A 16256-nucleotide genomic window follows, 5' to 3' on the forward strand; every position below is an offset into this window, starting at 1 on the left:
GCCAGGATGGCGTTTCCTTCACATCGCAGTCCAGCCGCCATCCACGCTGATGGTCGTGCCGGTGATCTGCGCCGCCGCATCGCTGCACAGAAAGGCCGTGGTGTCGCCCAACTGCTCTACCGTGACGAAATCCTTGGAGGGCTGGCGTTCCAGCATCACCTTGTGGATCACCTCGTCCCGGGTCATGCGGTATTCCTTCATCGTGTCGGGAATCTGCGCCTCGACCAAGGGGGTCAGGACATAGCCGGGACATACCGCATTGCAGGTGATGGGTTCTTTCGCGGTTTCCAGGGCGGTGACCTTGGAAAATCCCACAATCCCGTGCTTGGCCGCGACATAGGCTGACTTGAAGGGGCTTGCCGTCAGCCCGTGGGCGGAAGAGATGTTGACGATCCGGCCCCAGCGGGCGGCGCGCATCATCGGCAAGGCGGCCGCAGTGGTGTGAAAGGCCGAAGTCAGGTTGATCGCGATGATCGCGTCCCATTTGTCCACGGGAAAATCCTGGATCGGTGCGACGTGCTGGATGCCTGCGTTGTTGACGAGGATATCGCAACGCCCCGCCTGTTCGATCAAGGCACGGCATTCGGCGCCCTGCGACATATCCGCCTTGATATAGCGGACCGCTACGCCATGTTCCTCAGCCAGATTCCGGGCCAGGGCATGATCCTCGTCCCGGTCCGTGAAGCTGTTCAGGACGACATCCGCCCCGGCCATGGCCAGACGACGCGCCACCCCAAGCCCGATGCCAGAGTTGGAACCCGTCACGATTGCGGTTTTACCGCCTAGAAATTTTTGGAACATCGCCCCCCTCCTGACTGATGACTTTAAACGGTCTGACACAGGGCCAGATCGTTTGCTGGTGCAGCATGGGCAAAAAAAAACGCCCGCACAAGGCGGGCGCTAAGTCATGAGGCAGGTTTCATACAGGCAAGAAACCTATCGAGCAGTAAGCCATTTATACGCCAACAACCGTCAGAGTCCAACGAAGAAGTTCGACCCGCCATTGACGATCCCCATCCGAGTCAGTTGAATTTGTATCGAAAACAAGAAAAGCACGCGGACGGGCAATGAAAATCTTAAGAAACCTTAACAAATTCGCGTTTATCCGCGCCTTGTGCCTGATTTTGGGGGCTTTTCCGGGTGTTGCAACTATGCCGCTGCAAGGCCATGCCGCCCCTGCTCATGCCATTGCGATGTATGGTGAACCCGCTCTACCGCAGGGATTTTCCGCTCTGCCCTATGTCAACCCCGACGCGCCGGGGGGCGGGATGATTCGTTTGGCCGAGCCGGGGGGATTCGACTCGCTCAAGCCTTGGGTGCTGAAAGGCAATGCAGCATGGGGCGTCGGCATCCATGTGGCCGAGACGCTGATGTATCGCAGTCTGGACGAGCCGTTCACGCTTTACGGCCTTTTGGCCCAGTCGGTCGAAGCCGCGGCGGACCGGTCTTCGGTCGAATTCACCCTGCGCCCCGAGGCGCGGTTTTCGGATGGATCGCCCGTCACGGTGGCGGATGTGATGTGGTCCTATGAGACATTGGGCACCCAAGGCCATCCGCGTTACCACGGTGCCTGGTCCAAGGTCGTGAAGATGGAACAAACCGGCGACCGCAGCATCCGGTTTTCCTTCACCGAGAACGATCGAGAACTGGCCATGCTGATGGGTCTGCGCCCGGTCCTGAAAAAGGCCCAGTGGGAGGGGAAGGAGTTTTCCGCCTCGAGCCTGGACGTGCCCATCGGGTCCGGTCCCTACATTGTGGATCAGGTCGATCCGGGCCGCATGATCACCTTTCGCCGTGACCCCGATTATTGGGGCAAGGATCTGGCGGTCAATCGCGGGCGCAACAATCTGGATGTGATCCGCTATGACTATTTCGGCGATGCCAATGCCATGTTCGAGGCGTTCAAGGCGGGCGAGGTGACGGTCTGGAGAGAGTTGTCCGCGCTGAAATGGGATCGCGAATACGACTTTCCGCTGATCGCGCGCGGCGATGCGGTCAAGGCCGAGATTCCCAACAGCCGGCCGTCGGGTATCATGGGCCTGGTGATGAACACCCGAAACCCGCTGTTTGCCGACTGGCGGGTGCGGCAGGCGATGATCGAGGCGTTCAATTTCCGCTTCATCAACACGACGCTGAACGGCGGCAAGGACCGGCGCATCACGTCCTATTTCGCCAATTCCACCCTGGCGATGCAGCCCGGTCCCGCGACCGGCCGCGTGGCCGACCTGCTGGCGCCCTTTGCCGCAGACCTGCCGCCGGGAACCATCGAAGGTTATACCCTGCCCGAGGGGTCGGACCGCGCGCTTGACCGTGCAGGCCTGCGCCGGGCTATTGCGCTGCTGTCGGATGCAGGCTGGACGGTCCGCGACGGCGTGTTGCAAAATGCGGAAGGCCGCCCATTCGCCTTCGAAATCCTGCTGAACCAGTCCGGCACCTCGATGCGCACGGCATCGGAAACCCAGCAGATCGCCGACATCTATGTCCAGGCGCTGCGCAACCTGGGAATGCAGGCGCGCATCACCCTGCTGGATTCGGCGCAGTTCGTGCAGCGCACCAATGAATTCCAGTTCGACATGACCTGGTATGAACGCGCCTTGTCGCTGTCGCCGGGCAACGAACAGCTGCTGTATTGGGGATCGGATGCCGCCGATCAGCCCGGCAGCCGCAACTGGATGGGCATGAAAAGCCCCGCTGCCGAGGCCGTGATCGCCGCCATGGTCAACTCGCAAACCGACGCGGATTTCACCGCAGCCGTGCGTGCCTTGGATCGAATCCTGACTGCCGGGCGTTACGTCATACCGGTCGGGTTCTCGCCGGTCTCGCGGCTGGCCCATGCCGCGGACCTGCGGTATCCTGCCGAAACAACGCCGCTTTACGGAGATTGGCCGGGCTTCATGCCCGAGCTTTGGTGGCAGGAGGCAGAGGAATGAGAGCAGTGATAGGCATGGCATTGGCCTGCGCGATGCTGGCCGGATGCAATACGGTCGCCGGCGTGGGCGAGGATATAACGGGCGTCGCAAACTGGGCGCAGTCGTCGATGGGAGGCGGATACTGATGAAATGGCAGCATGTGCAGCAGAACTGGGCCGCTTTCTATGAAGCGATCGTGGAAAAATGGCCCGAAGTCGATGAATCCGACCTGGACGAGATCGACGGCGATCAGCGCGCCTTCATATCGCATCTGGCGGAAACGACCGGGCAGGAACCGTCCGAGATCCGCGAGGAATTGCGCGAATGGCTGGCCGGAGAGATACCGTCCGACGTGGTGATGGATCCGGCGCACGACAATCACTCAATCGCCCTCAGTGCCAAGTATGTGGGCGAGGGCGAGGATGAATTCGCCGATGATGCCCGTTTCGGGGATGACGACGAATATCCGAACGACGGCGACGACTGACCGTCAGGCGGCGCGCGGTCCCCACAGGATGATGGCCGCGCCCGCTAGGCAGACCACGGTCCCTGTCACGTCCCATTGATCCGGTCTGCGCCCCTCGGCCAGCCACATCCACAGAACCGACGCGGTGATGTAGACGCCGCCATAAACGGCATAGGCCCGGCCCGCATGATCTGCCGGGCTGAGCGTCAACACCCACGCGAACAACGCCAGCGATGCCATCCCAGGCAGCAGCCACAGGGGTGATTTTTCCAGCCGGAACCAGGCCCAGAAGGCGAAACAGCCGGCGATTTCGGCTAAGGCGGCGATCAGGTAGAGCGCGAATGCCTGCATCGCGGCTGGATAGCGAAGGCCACGCGCAGCGTCCAGCACCCCTTTCCAGTTGCAACTGACCTCTGCTTCTGTCAAATGCCGCCCGACGGGGGGATGACACGAAGGACCGTCGCGATGAATCGCACCATCAAGATCGCCATGGGCAGCATCGCAATCGGGATCGTGGTCCTGGCGCTGAAGACGCTGGCCTGGCGACTGACGGGGTCGGTGGCGTTGCTGTCGGATGCCCTGGAAAGCACCGTCAATGTGGCGACCGCCCTGGCCGCCCTGATCGCGATCCGCATTGCCCAGCGGCCTGCCGATCAAAGCCACCCTTACGGACATCACAAGGCCGAATTCCTGTCCGCCGTGCTGGAAGGCGTCATGATCATCGTAGCGGCCCTGCTGATCCTGGAAGAAGCCTATCACGGCATCCGCAACCCCCGTCCGCTGGATGCGCCCGTTCTGGGCCTGGCAATCAACGCATTCGCCGGGGCCATCAACGCGGTCTGGTGCAGCGTCCTGATCCGCCAGGGCCGCCGCCTGAAATCGCCCGCATTGGTTGCGGACGGGCGGCACCTGTTGTCGGATGTCGTGACCTCGGCCGGGGTGATCCTGGGGGTTTCCCTGGCAATTGCGACGGGTCATGCGATCTTGGACCCCATCCTGGCGGCGGTGGTCGCCGTCAATATCCTGTGGTCGGGCTGGAAGGTGATGACCGCATCGCTGGGCGGGCTGATGGACCGGGCGGTTTCCGACGATATGCTGCGCGACATCCGGGCCACGATTTCCGACCATGCCGATGGCGCTATCGAGGCGCATGACCTGCGCACCCGCCATGCGGGCAGCATGACATTCATCGACTTTCATCTGGTGGTGGACGGCGAAACCCCGGTGGCCGAGGCCCACGCCATTTGCGACCGGATCGAAGCCGCGTTGCGGGGGCAACTGGACGACGCGCAGATCACCATCCATGTCGAACCCGAACACAAGGCCAAGCATTCGGGCGTTCTGGTGATTTAGGCCGCCAGCCTGACCCAGACGGGAACATGGTCGCTGGGCTTTTCCGCAGCGCGCGCATCCTTGTCGATGCCGGTTTCCACCAGAAGGTCGGCGGCTTGCGGGGACAGCAGCAGGTGGTCGATGCGGATGCCGTCGTCGCGCGACCAGGATCCCGCCTGGTAGTCCCAGAACGTGAATGGCCCGCGCGTGGCCCAAGGGTCGCGAATGCGCACGGCGTCCGTCCAGCCCTGGGCCACGATCCGGCGAAAGGCCGCCCGGCTTTCAGGCAGGAACAGCGCGTCATCGACCCAGGCTGCCGGACGAGCAGCGTCGCGCGGTTCCGGGATGACGTTGAAGTCGCCCAGCATCACCACCGGCATTTCGCTTGCCAGCAGTTCTTCTGCGCGCAGGCGCAGCCGTTCCATCCAGGCCAGCTTGTAATCATATTTCGGTCCCGGCGCGGGGTTGCCGTTGGGCAGATACAGCCCCGCGATGCGGACGGCATGGGTGCCCAGCACCGTCGCCTCGATATAGCGGGCCTGTTCGTCTGCCTCGTCGCCGGGCAGGCCGCGAGTTACATCCTCCAGCGGCAGCCGGGACAGGATCGCCACGCCGTTGAAGCCCTTTTGTCCATGGGTTTCGACGGTCCAGCCCAGATCCTCGAAATGCTGTCGGGGAAACCCCTCGTCCACCGACTTGATTTCCTGCAGGACGACCAGGTCAGCCCCCGATCCGGCCAACCAGTCAGTCAGCGCCGGGATGCGGGCCTTGACGCCATTGATGTTGAATGTCGCGATTTTCATGGCCGCATCATCAGTGAATGCCGCGCGATTGGCAACCGCAGGAGGGAAGCTTGCGTTCACCCCCATGCGCCGCCTGCTTGCCCTGCTGCTGTTGATTGTCTTGGCCCTGCCCGCCTGGGCGCAGGACCGGCCGCGCGCCGGGCTGATGTGGAACCGTAGCGGATTGCCGGCCACGCTGCCCCTGGTGGTCAAGACCATGCCGGGGCAGGATTATGTCGTCTTCCTGGCACCGCCTGACGGGGGCGATCCGGTCATGGCCGGCTATATCCACGGCGGCAGTTTCTTTCGCCTGCTTGTCCCGCCTGGCACCTGGGACATCCGTTTCGCCCATGGCCGCGACTGGCAGGACGAAGATACGCTGTTCGGTCCGGCGACCGAATGGACCACCATGGACCAGCCGATGAGCTTTGGCGCATCGGTGGCGCGCAAGCACGGCTATATCATCCGGCTGATGGAAAGCGACGGCAGGATGACGGTCGTGTCCGCCGGGCCGCTGGATCTGTGCCAGGGACTGACCGTGACAACCGATCTGATCGAGCTGGACGAGGAACGCGAGGACGATTTGAACCGCCTGCCCACCCCCGGCCTGCGCAGGCTCGAGATCGATCTGGACACCCGCACCCGCGTCTGCGGCTAGATCGAGAAGGACGTGCCGCAGCCGCAACTGGCCGATGCGTTCGGGTTGTCGATGACAAAGCGCGCGCCGATCAACTCGTCGGCAAAGTCGATGACCGCCCCGGCCAGATAAGGCAGCGATACAGGATCGACGACGACCTTCTGGCCCGCGCCTTCCAGCACCAGATCGTCGGCCTCGGCCTGGTCCAGGCGGATGTCGTACTGGAACCCCGAACAGCCGCCGCCCGATACGGCCACACGCAAGGGGCGAACATTGTCCGAATCGTTGATCTCGGCCAGTTTGGCAAAGGCGCGTTCGGTGACTTTGGGCGGCAGGTTCATGGGGCGTTCCCGTTTTCGTCGGCAGTTCCTAAATATAGGCTCGAACGCACCTGTTGCAAGGAAGGCCCTGCCCCCGTGAATGCCCCCTATGCCTGTCATCCCGACGCCAGCCGCGGGCGGCTGCACCCTGAACGGATGTCCACCTTTCGCAGTCCTTGGCAGCGCGACCGGGACAGGATTATCCATTCGTCGGCCTTCCGCCGCCTCAAGCACAAGACCCAGGTTTTCGTGGAACACGATGGCGAGGCCTATCGCGGCGATTATTTCCGCACCCGCCTGACCCACACGGTCGAGGTGGCCCAGGTCGCCCGCACCATCGCAGGCGCGCTTGGCCTTAACACGGATCTGGCCGAAACGGTGGCCTTGGCGCATGACTTGGGCCATCCCCCCTTCGGCCATACCGGCGAAGATGCCCTGGCGGCATTGATGGAACCCTATGGCGGGTTCGACCACAACGCCCAGGCACTGCGGATCGTCACCCGGCTGGAACGCCATTACGCCGATTTCGACGGGCTGAACCTGACGTGGGAGGCGTTGGAGGGGATCGCCAAACACAACGGTCCCGTCACCGGCCCCCTGGCCTATGCCCTGGCCGAGGTGAACGCGGACTGGGATCTGGAACTGCACACCAATGCCAGCGCGGAAGCCCAGGTCGCGGCAGTGGCCGACGACGTGGCCTATAACCATCACGACCTGCACGATGGGCTGCGGGCGGAACTGTTCACCGAAGACGAACTGGCCGAACTGCCCGTCGTCGGTCCCGCCTTTGCCGAGGTGGACCGGCTTTACCCCGGACTGGACCCGACGCGCCGCCGCTACGAGGCGCTGCGCCGCGTCTTCGGCACCATGGTCGAGGACGTGATTGCCGTCGCCCAGAACCGCCTGGCCGGGTTGCAGCCGCAATCCGCGCAGGACATCCGCAACATGGACGGGCCGATCATCCGCTTTTCCAAGCCGCTCTACCAGAACATCAAGGCAATCAAGTCCTTCCTGTTCACGCGGATGTATCGCGCGCCCTCGGTCGTGGTGGAACGCGGCAACGTGACGGCGATGCTGAACGACCTGTTTCCCCTGTTCCTGCACGATCCGGGCCAGATGCCCGACCACTGGTCCAGCATCGCAAGGGAGGCGGGGGACGAGACGCAATGCGCCCGTGTCGTTCTTGATTACGTCGCAGGCATGACCGACCGTTTTGCCATCGCGGAACACCAGCGTCTGTTCAACGGGCGGTGATATTTTCGCCGGACCTGAACCTCTGCCTGCCCAATGCGTTCGGGGCTGAACCTTGGATGCAGAAAGGACGCAGGAATGTTCACGCGCAGCGGATCGGCCACTTGGCAGGGCGGGCTGAAGGACGGCAACGGCACCGTATCGACCCAGTCGGGTGCCCTGAAAGAATTGTCCTATGGATTTAACAAGCGCTTCGGCGACGAGCCGGGCACCAACCCCGAGGAATTGATCGGTGCGGCCCATGCGTCGTGCTTCAGCATGGCGCTGGCCAATATGCTGTCGGGCGCGGGCCTTGGCGGTATCGACATCAAGACGACCTCCAAGATCACGCTGGAAAAGGATGGAGACGGCTTTACCGTCACCAAGGCTCATCTGGTCACGACCATCTCGGCCGACGGGGACAAGGCGCAGATCAGGGAATTGGCCCAGCAGGCCAAGGAAGGCTGCCCCATTTCCAAGCTGCTGAACGCCGAAGTCACGATGGAGGCGACAGTCGCCTGATGCGCATCCGGATCGGGCACGAGATGACGATACAGACGCCTCAGGACACCCCCCTGATCTGTCTGACCACGCCCGAGACGGCGCGGCAGCGTGACTATGTCTTCCCCGAGGACTTCACGACGACGCCCTCGGTCCCGGTCCAGAGCTATGTCGATCGCTTCGGCAATATCTGCCGGCGCATGATGGCGCCGGCTGGGGCCTTTACCATCTACAGCGACATCACGGTAAACGACCCCGGCACACGGGACGAGGCCGACCTCAATGCCGCCGAATGGCCGGTCGAGGCATTGCCGACCGAGGTTCTGGGATTTCTGACCGCCTCGCGGTATGTCGAAACCGATCTGGTCAGTGACGAGGCCTGGCGGCTGTTCGGCAATGTCGCGCCCGGCTGGAACCGGGTGCAATACATCGTCGATCATGTGAACGGCAGCCTGGTGTTCGACTATAAGCTGGCCTCGCAGTTCCGCACGGCGGCAAGCGCCCGGAACGACGGGGTCGCCGTCTGCCGTGACTTTGCGCATCTGGCGCTGGCCTATCTGCGGGCGCTGAACATCCCGGCACGCTACGTCAACGGCTATGTCGGCGATATCGGCGTGCCCCCGGCCGCTGCGGCGATGGATTTTGCCGCTTGGATCGAGGTGTTCCTGGGCGGCAAGTGGTGGACCTTTGATCCCCGCAACAACGAACGCCGCATTGGCCGCGTGGTGGTGGCGCGCGGACTGGACGCCGCGGACGTGCCCCTGATCAACACCTTCGGTCCCCATACCCTGACCAAATTTCGGGTCTGGTGTTTTCCCGTGGATGACCAAGGGAACGAACTGGACGGGATGCTGTTCGCCTGACCTTGCCATTCCGGTCGCCGCATGACCTTCTGCTCCGATGCCATGCGGGGACAGTATCATGCATTTCAAATGCCTTTCCGCCTTCCCGATCACCCCTGCCGATGCGGACGGACAGGTGATCCCCGGCGATCTGCGCCGGTTCGTCAGGCGGGCGGCGGATGCTGGGGTCGATTCAGTTTGCGTTCTGGGCAGCACCGGCAGCTTTGCCTATCTGGACCCCGATCAGCGCCGCGTCGCCGTGGACGCGTCCATGGCCGAATTGGACGGCAGCCTGCCCCTGATCGTGGGCGTTGGTGCATTGCGCACCGACATGGCCATCTCGCTTGCCCGCCATGCCAAGGCCGCCGGGGCGGACGCGCTGCTGGTGCCGCCGATATCCTACATTCCCCTGACGGATGACGAGGTGTTCACCCATTTCGGCGCCATCGCGGACGCGGGCGAGCTGCCGGTTTGCATCTACAACAACCCGACCACCACGCATTTCACTTTCTCGCCCGATCTGCTGGTCCGCCTGTCGGCCATTCCACAGATCCGCGCGGTCAAGATGCCCCTGCCCGCACACGACGACTTCGCGACTGAAATCGCAGGTCTGCGCGCCGATCTGCCGCAGGGGTTTTCCATCGGCTACAGCGGTGATTGGGGCTGCGGGGCGGCAATGCTGGCGGGCGCCGATGCCTTCTACAGCGTGGCTGCGGGCACCTGGCCCGACGCCACGCTGCGTCTGGTGCGGGCGGCCCAAGCAGGCGACAGTCGGGAAGCCGATCGGATCGACGCGAGCTTTCAGCCGCTCTGGTCGCTGTTTCGCCAATACGGCAGCTTCCGCGTCGTTCATCGTGCGGCCAATCTGATGGACCTGTCGGATGCGCAGCCGCCGCGTCCGATCCTGCCGCTTGCGCCCGATCACGACGTGGCGCTGCGCAATGCCATTTCCGCCCTGGACGAGATCTGAAACCGGCATACCGTTGCATACCGATTGCCTATCGGTCTTTCGGCGGCTAGAACCGCGCGAAATCGCGAGGGAGCCTTTCCATGACCAAGACCCGCACCGAAACCGACAGCTTTGGCCCGCTGGAGGTTGACGCCAGCAAATACTGGGGCGCGCAGACCCAAAGGTCGATCCAGAACTTTCCCATCGGTTGGGAACGCCAGCCTGTCGCCATCATCCGCGCGTTGGGCGCGGTCAAGCTGGCGGCGGCGCGCGTGAACCAGGAAAACGGCGACCTGGATGCCGGCATTGGCAATGCGATGGAACAGGCTGCAACCGAGGTGTTCGAGGGAAAGTTTGACGACAACTTTCCCCTGGTTGTCTGGCAGACGGGTTCCGGCACCCAGTCGAACATGAATGCCAACGAGGTGATTTCCAACCGCGCGATCGAGATCCTGGGCGGGGAACTGGGGTCGAAAAAGCCGGTCCACCCGAACGATCACGTCAACATGAGCCAGTCGTCGAACGACACCTTCCCGACCGCGATGCACGTCGCCATCGGCATGGTCGCGCGCGACACTCTGATCCCCGGCCTGGAAAAGCTGCACAAGGCGCTTGAGGCAAAGGCGCAGGAATTCAAAGATATCATCAAGATCGGCCGCACGCACACGCAGGACGCGACGCCCCTGACGCTGGGCCAGGAATTCGGCGGCTATGCCCATCAGGTCGCCAAGGGGATCGAGCGGGTCAAGCTGGCGCTGACCGACATCTATGAACTGGCGCAGGGCGGCACGGCGGTTGGCACCGGCTTGAACACCAAGAAGGGCTGGGACACGGCCATCGCGGCGGAAATCGCCCGGATTACTGGCCTGCCCTTTGTCACCGCGCCGAACAAGTTCGAAGCCCTGGCCGCGCATGACGCGATGGTCTTCTTCTCGGGCGCGCTCAAGACGGTTGCGGCATCGCTGTTCAAGATCGCCAACGATATGCGCCTGCTCGGGTCCGGCCCGCGGTCGGGTCTGGGCGAATTGATCCTGCCGGAAAACGAGCCGGGCTCGTCCATCATGCCGGGCAAGGTCAACCCGACCCAGGCCGAGGCCCTGACCATGGTGTGCGCCCATGTCATGGGCAATGACGCGGCGGTGGGTTTTGCCGGGTCGCAGGGGCATTTCGAACTGAACGTCTATAACCCGATGATGTCCTATAATGTCCTGCAATCCATGCAATTGCTGGGCGACGCGGCGGGGTCGTTCACCGACAGCATGGTGGTGGGTACCCAGGCGAACGTCGCCCGCATCGACAAGCTGATGAAGGAATCGCTGATGCTGGTCACGGCGCTGGCGCCGACCATCGGATACGACAACGCGACCAAAGTGGCCAAGACCGCACACAAGAACGGCACCACCCTGCGCGAAGAAGCCATTGCCCTTGGTCTGGTGGATGGCGAAACCTTTGATCGCGTCGTCCGTCCCGAAGACATGATCGGCCCCAAGGATTGATCGCGGCTTGACCAGTGACGGCAGGGGCGGGGTATAATGGCCGCGCCCTTGTTCGTTGGATCCGCATGACCAAGATCGTCAACCTGCGCCAGACTCGCAAGCAACGTGCCCGCGACGCGAAACGCGCGGCGGGCGATGCCAATGCTGCACGCTTTGGCGAGGCGAAGCCCGTCCGGGAGGCCCGCCAGGCGGAAGCGGACCGCGCCGGCCGTGTTCTTGATGCGCATCGCCGCGACGATACCGCGACCGATGATTGACCTGCCGCCGATGACCCCGCCGGTCAAGCGGTCGGTGACGATCGACGGGCACCGCACGTCGGTTTCGCTGGAAGAGGCATTCTGGCGCGGCATCGCCGATGCCGCCCGCACGCGAGGCATGACCCGGGCGTACCTGATCGGGCAGATCGATCACGCTCGCCCGCCCGAGGTTGGTCTGGCGACGGCGCTGCGGCTGTTCGTGGTCGCGGACCTGCGGCGGCATGATTGATCGCGTCCCGCGAGGAGCGGGGGACTTCGCGTCCCCCGGACCCCCTGCGGGATATTTACGTGAAGAAGACCCTTAGCTGCGCAGGGTGCCCCCGGTGGCCTTTTGCACCTTGTCGATGATCTTCTGGCTGACGGCCTCGATTTCCGAATCGGTCAGGGTTTTCCCGCGAGGTTGCAGGCGGGCGGTGATGGCGATGGATTTCCGGCCGCCCTCCAGCCCGGTGAACTGGTCAAAGACCGTCACGCCGTCGATAAGCGCCTTGTCCGCGCCTGCGGCGGCATTGACCAGGGCCAAGGCCTCGACCTGAGGATCCACGACAAAGGCGAAGTCGCGTTCGACCGCCTGCAATTCCGAAAGGGTGAGCGCGGGCCGTGTGGCCGTGCGGGTCTTAGGAAATGGCACATTGGCGATGCGGACGGTGAAGGCGACGGCTGGACCCTTCACATCCAGGCTGCGCAGGATTCGCGGGTGGATTTCGCCAAAGGTCGCCAGCACATTCGGGCCAAGCGCGATATTACCCGCGCGGCCCGGATGCCACCACAGATCCAGCTTGCGGTTCACCTGCACCCTGGCGGGCGCGCCGATGGCTGCCAGCACGGCCTCGGCATCGGCCTTGGCGTCGTAGAGATCGACTCTGCGGCGGCTGCCGAAAGGATCGCGGGGGGCGGTATTGCCGATCATCAGCCCTGCGATCTGCGTGGTCTGTTCGCCGGGTTCACCCCCTGCGAAAACCGGGCCAAGTTCGAACAGCGCAAGGTCGGAAAACCCGCGTGCCTGATTGCGGGCAGCAGCACTCAGCAGGCCGGGCAGCAGGTCGGGGCGCAGATGGGTCATTTCGCTGCTGATCGGGTTTTCGACCCGGACGGTATCCGAACCGCCGCCGAACAGCTCAGCCGAGGCGCGGTCGATGAAGCTGTAGGTGACGCACTCATTATAGCCCAATGCGGCGGCGTGACGCCGCGCGGTGCGTTCACGGACCTGCAAGGGGGTCAGGACCGGCTGCGGCACGCCGGGGCGCGGGCGCGGCAAGGGCTGGCCTTGCAGTTTCGTCAGGCTGGCAATGCGGGCGATTTCCTCGACAAGGTCGGCCTCTCCCAATACATCGGGACGCCAGGACGGTACATGGGCCATGTCGCCGTCCATGCGGAAACCAAGCGCCGTCAGCGTGGCACGCTGCTGGTCAGCCGGAATGTCCATGCCGACCAAGCTGGCAGTCCGCGCCGTATCCAGCCGATAGGCGCGGGCAGTGTCGGGAACCGCCCCCGCCTCGATCACTTCGGACGGCTCGCCGCCGCACCAATCCAGGATCAGTTGTGTCGCCAGTTCAAGCCCCGGACGGGTGAACGCTGGATCGACGCCCCGTTCAAAGCGATAGCGGGCGTCGCTGTTGATCTTCAACGCCCGGCCCGCCGCCGCGATGGCGATGGGATCCCAATAGGCGCTTTCCAGAAAGACATCGGTCGTGTCGTCCGAACAGCCCGAGTGTTCGCCCCCCATGATGCCCGCGATGCTTTCCGGGCCATTCGCATCGGCGATCACCATGGCGCCATCGGGCAGCGCATAGGTCTTGCCGTCGAGAGCCAGGATTTCCTCGCCCGGCGCTGCGGAACGGACAAGAAGGTTGCCGAAAACCTTTGCCAGGTCAAAGACGTGCAGCGGCCTGTTCAAGTCATAGGTGAACAGGTTGGTGATATCGACAAGGGCGTTGATGGGTCGCAGACCGATGGCGCGCAACCGTTGTTGCAGCCATTCCGGCGAAGGACCGTTCCTGACGCTGCGGATCACCCGGCCTGCGAAATAGGGGGCCTTGTCTGCAATCTTGGGGCCGATGGAAACAGCGATGGGACTGGCAAAGCGCCCTGCCACCACTGTACCCGCAACCGGCTTCAGCACCCCTAGGCCCCGCGCCGCGAGGTCGCGTGCGATGCCATGGACGCCAAGCGCGTCTGGGCGGTTGGGCGTGATCTTGATGTGGATCATCGGGTCAACCTTGTCCGGCGCATTTTCGGCCAGCCAATCCACGAACCGCTGCCCCACCTCGCCCGAGGGCAGCTCGATGATGCCGTCATGTTCCTCGGACAGTTCCAGTTCCCGTTCCGACGCCATCATGCCGTGGCTTTCGATGCCCCGGATCTTGCCCACGCCCAGCGTCACGTCGATGCCGGGGACATAGTCGCCGGGCTTGGCCAGAACCACGGTGATGCCTTCGCGGGCATTGGGGGCGCCGCAGACGATCTGCTTTTCCCCCTCGTCGGTCATCACGCGGCAAACGCGCAGGCGGTCGGCGTCCGGGTGCTGCTGGGCGTGCAGCACGCGCGCCAAGGTGAAAGCCTTCAGCTTCGCTGCCGGATCACGAACCTCCTCGACCTCCAGGCCCAGGTCGGTCAACGCCTCGGTGATCTGGTCCAGGGTCGCGGTTGTTTCCAGATGCTCTTTGAGCCAGGAGAGGGTGAACTTCATGACTTCGCTTTCCGGTTACGTCAGCACGGGCATTTGCCAGCGTTGAACCGTTCCGGGGCGGGATGGTCAAGCGCCAAGCTGCCCCAATCCGCCGAAATCGTGCAGGCGGTGATTGCCCCAGGCCCATGGGAATGCCAGAACTGGCGAAAATCCCTTCCCCTTCCCAAGGTCGATCATGCCATATCATCATCATCCGGTCCTTGCCGGTCTGACCCTTGCAGCCGCCATGAGCCTGGGTCTGCCCGCCGCCGCGCAACAGGCATCGGACAGCACGCCAGTCTGCGGCGGCGATGCGCAATGGCTAGGGGGTGATGGCAGCCAGGACATCGCCGACAGCCCGGCTGCGCTGTCGGCCCAGGCGCAGGTGGCGGGCGGACAACAGGCGCTTTTCGCCTTTCGCACGGGCGCTGCAGGCCAGGCCCTGCGGGTCGAGGCAAGCGCCCCGGACGGCGATCCCGCGATTACCCTGCTGACCGAGGACGGGGACGTGATCGCGGAAAACGACGATACGCCGGTGTCGCTGAACTCGGCCCTCGAAACAACCGTGGGAGCGGGCATTTACTGCGTTGCGGTCCGGTCGGTGGGAAACAGCGCCATGTCGGCCACGGTCCAGGTCTCGCGCCCCGAGCAAGCCGCCCTGCTGCCGCAGGGCGGAGACGATGCGGGCATCGACCGGATCGCCGCCTGTACGCCGGACACTCCGGCCGAGTCCTTGGTTCAGGGCGTCCTGGACGAACGCCTGGGCCAGGGGGCCGTGACGGCGACGCAGGACGGCACGCAGACGGGATACTACCGTTTCAGCCTGGCGCAGGGAATGCCGCTGACGCTGCGCGCCGCAAGTCCGACGCTGGATCCCATGCTGCGCCTGTATGACGCCCAAGGCACCCTGCTGGGGGAAAACGACGATGCCGACGGGCTGAATTCGCGTCTGGATTTCGCCACGGCCCTGACGCCGGCGGATTACTGCGTCGCGGTTGCCGCGCTTTCCGCGCAGCCGGGCGAACTGACGGTCAGCGCGGAAAAGCTGGACGTGGAGGCTTTCCTGCGCAATGCCTATCGCAAGGGGGAACTGAGCCCGCCTGCGGACGGCACCCATCCGATCCAGGCGGTCGACCTGGCGCAGGTCGCGCAGACGGTTGTCCTGCATGACGGCGCCACGCAATGGCTGGGCTTCGATCTGGACCAGCCGACCGTGGTCATCATCAATGCCTTTGGCGGGCTTGTCGGGGCCGATCCCAGGCTGGTGCTGTTCGCCGCATCGGGCGCGGTGGCAGGCGAAAACGACGATGTCGATGGCGGCACGGATGCCCGCTTGGGTCCGGTACTGCTGGAGCCGGGCCGCTATCACCTGGGGGTGGTCGATGTCGGGCGCAACGATGGCAGCGCCGGGCCGATCCGTCCCATCGGCCTGACCTTCGACCGTTTCCTGCGGGCCGAATAATCTTGCACCCCTGCCCGCCAATCCTATCTATCAAGCAAAGGGGCGGCGGTTCCGCCCCCTCTGATAGGAGAAGCCCTTGTCGGACAATGTCCAGCAACAGCTGTTGATCGAACAGCGCGTCGCAAACGAATCAAAATCGCAGCTGGTCGCCTATCTGCTGGCGGTCCTGTTATGGGGACTGGGCGTTCACCGCATGTATCTGGGCCGCTGGGTCAGCGGCATCATCATGCTGGTCTTGTCCGGCATAGGCGCGTTGACCGCGCCGATCCTGATCGGCTGGATCCCCCTGGCCTTTGTCTGGGTCTGGGCGGTCATCGACCTGTTCCTGATCCCCGGCATGATCCGCGACGACCAAGCGGTGATCCGGCAACGGCTGATGGCAGGACGCTGGTAACAAAAAGGCCG

General features: G+C 63.9%; 19 protein-coding genes. 14 read left to right on the forward strand and 5 right to left on the reverse strand.

Features of this window, described 5'->3' with window-relative positions; translation table 11 throughout:
- Positions 1-18 precede the first annotated feature (18 nt).
- Entirely contained in the window at positions 19-801 is a 783-nt protein-coding gene (locus LZ585_RS08320) for a 3-hydroxybutyrate dehydrogenase (protein ID WP_234853149.1), read from the reverse strand.
- A gap of 350 nt (positions 802-1151) precedes the next feature.
- Here LZ585_RS08320 and LZ585_RS08325 point away from each other — a divergent pair, with 350 nt between their 5' ends.
- Genes LZ585_RS08325 through LZ585_RS08330 form a run of 3 tightly spaced genes read left to right on the forward strand, consistent with a single transcriptional unit; the run spans position 1152 to position 3396 of the window.
- Positions 1152-2930, forward strand: a complete 1779-nt coding sequence (locus tag LZ585_RS08325) for an extracellular solute-binding protein (protein ID WP_234853150.1) — start codon at positions 1152-1154, stop codon at positions 2928-2930.
- Positions 2927-3055, forward strand: a complete 129-nt coding sequence (locus LZ585_RS14860) for a hypothetical protein (protein ID WP_256445604.1) — start codon at positions 2927-2929, stop codon at positions 3053-3055. The genes LZ585_RS08325 and LZ585_RS14860 overlap by 4 nt, the downstream gene beginning before the upstream one ends.
- Positions 3055-3396 (forward strand): hypothetical protein, encoded by a 342-nt coding sequence (locus tag LZ585_RS08330; protein ID WP_234853151.1) that lies wholly within the window; start codon positions 3055-3057, stop codon positions 3394-3396. Before LZ585_RS14860 ends, LZ585_RS08330 begins: the two co-directional genes overlap by 1 nt.
- Before the next feature lie 3 nt (positions 3397-3399).
- Here the strand turns inward: LZ585_RS08330 and LZ585_RS08335 are convergent, their stop codons facing one another.
- Positions 3400-3726, reverse strand: coding sequence for a YnfA family protein (locus tag LZ585_RS08335; RefSeq protein ID WP_234853152.1), 327 nt, complete (start codon positions 3724-3726; stop codon positions 3400-3402).
- A 114-nt stretch (positions 3727-3840) separates the two neighbouring features.
- Here LZ585_RS08335 and LZ585_RS08340 point away from each other — a divergent pair, with 114 nt between their 5' ends.
- Positions 3841-4728, forward strand: coding sequence for a cation diffusion facilitator family transporter (locus LZ585_RS08340; protein ID WP_234853153.1), 888 nt, complete (start codon positions 3841-3843; stop codon positions 4726-4728).
- On the opposite strand, the gene xth is transcribed toward LZ585_RS08340, so the two are convergent.
- Positions 4725-5510, reverse strand: a complete 786-nt coding sequence (gene xth / locus LZ585_RS08345) for an exodeoxyribonuclease III (protein ID WP_234853154.1) — start codon at positions 5508-5510, stop codon at positions 4725-4727. The two genes, LZ585_RS08340 and xth, sit on opposite strands and share 4 nt — an antisense overlap.
- Before the next feature lie 64 nt (positions 5511-5574).
- Between xth and LZ585_RS08350 the strand changes: the two genes are divergently transcribed.
- Entirely contained in the window at positions 5575-6147 is a 573-nt protein-coding gene (locus LZ585_RS08350; protein ID WP_234853155.1) for a hypothetical protein, read from the forward strand.
- On the opposite strand, the gene LZ585_RS08355 is transcribed toward LZ585_RS08350, so the two are convergent.
- Entirely contained in the window at positions 6144-6467 is a 324-nt protein-coding gene (locus LZ585_RS08355) for a HesB/IscA family protein (protein WP_234853156.1), read from the reverse strand. The genes LZ585_RS08350 and LZ585_RS08355 overlap by 4 nt on opposite strands.
- Before the next feature lie 75 nt (positions 6468-6542).
- On the opposite strand from LZ585_RS08355, the gene LZ585_RS08360 reads away from it, so the two are divergent.
- The 7 genes from LZ585_RS08360 to LZ585_RS08390 all read left to right on the forward strand — a co-directional run bounded on the left by LZ585_RS08360 (position 6543) and on the right by LZ585_RS08390 (position 11950).
- Positions 6543-7700: a deoxyguanosinetriphosphate triphosphohydrolase gene (locus tag LZ585_RS08360; RefSeq protein ID WP_234853157.1), complete on the forward strand. Its 1158-nt coding sequence runs from the start codon at positions 6543-6545 to the stop codon at positions 7698-7700.
- A 75-nt stretch (positions 7701-7775) separates the two neighbouring features.
- Complete coding sequence (locus LZ585_RS08365) at positions 7776-8198, forward strand: OsmC family protein (protein ID WP_234853158.1); 423 nt, start codon at positions 7776-7778, stop codon at positions 8196-8198.
- A 23-nt stretch (positions 8199-8221) separates the two neighbouring features.
- The gene (locus tag LZ585_RS08370) at positions 8222-9040 is read left to right on the forward strand and encodes a transglutaminase-like domain-containing protein (RefSeq protein WP_234853159.1); all 819 of its coding nucleotides are present in this window, start codon (positions 8222-8224) and stop codon (positions 9038-9040) included.
- Positions 9041-9098: 58 nt separating this feature from the next.
- Positions 9099-9989, forward strand: a complete 891-nt coding sequence (locus LZ585_RS08375) for a dihydrodipicolinate synthase family protein (RefSeq protein ID WP_234853160.1) — start codon at positions 9099-9101, stop codon at positions 9987-9989.
- Positions 9990-10069: 80 nt separating this feature from the next.
- Entirely contained in the window at positions 10070-11464 is a 1395-nt protein-coding gene (fumC, locus tag LZ585_RS08380) for a class II fumarate hydratase (protein WP_234853161.1), read from the forward strand.
- A gap of 65 nt (positions 11465-11529) precedes the next feature.
- Positions 11530-11721 carry a DUF4169 family protein gene (locus tag LZ585_RS08385; protein ID WP_234853162.1) on the forward strand — a complete coding sequence of 64 codons (192 nt, stop codon included), beginning with the start codon at positions 11530-11532 and terminating at the stop codon, positions 11719-11721.
- A complete protein-coding gene (locus tag LZ585_RS08390; protein ID WP_234853163.1) occupies positions 11714-11950 on the forward strand; it encodes a ribbon-helix-helix domain-containing protein in 237 nt (78 codons plus the stop codon). The genes LZ585_RS08385 and LZ585_RS08390 overlap by 8 nt, the downstream gene beginning before the upstream one ends.
- Positions 11951-12022: 72 nt before the next feature.
- Here LZ585_RS08390 and pheT read toward each other — a convergent pair whose 3' ends face one another.
- Positions 12023-14410, reverse strand: a complete 2388-nt coding sequence (gene pheT / locus LZ585_RS08395; protein ID WP_234853164.1) for a phenylalanine--tRNA ligase subunit beta — start codon at positions 14408-14410, stop codon at positions 12023-12025.
- Positions 14411-14585: 175 nt separating this feature from the next.
- On the opposite strand from pheT, the gene LZ585_RS08400 reads away from it, so the two are divergent.
- Both LZ585_RS08400 and LZ585_RS08405 read left to right on the forward strand, forming a co-directional pair.
- Positions 14586-15851 (forward strand): hypothetical protein, encoded by a 1266-nt coding sequence (locus LZ585_RS08400; protein ID WP_234853165.1) that lies wholly within the window; start codon positions 14586-14588, stop codon positions 15849-15851.
- A gap of 76 nt (positions 15852-15927) precedes the next feature.
- Positions 15928-16245, forward strand: coding sequence for a TM2 domain-containing protein (locus tag LZ585_RS08405; protein WP_234853166.1), 318 nt, complete (start codon positions 15928-15930; stop codon positions 16243-16245).
- Positions 16246-16256 lie beyond the last annotated feature (11 nt).

The organism is Paracoccus everestensis, assembly GCF_021491915.1.
Lineage (GTDB): Bacteria > Pseudomonadota > Alphaproteobacteria > Rhodobacterales > Rhodobacteraceae > Paracoccus > Paracoccus everestensis.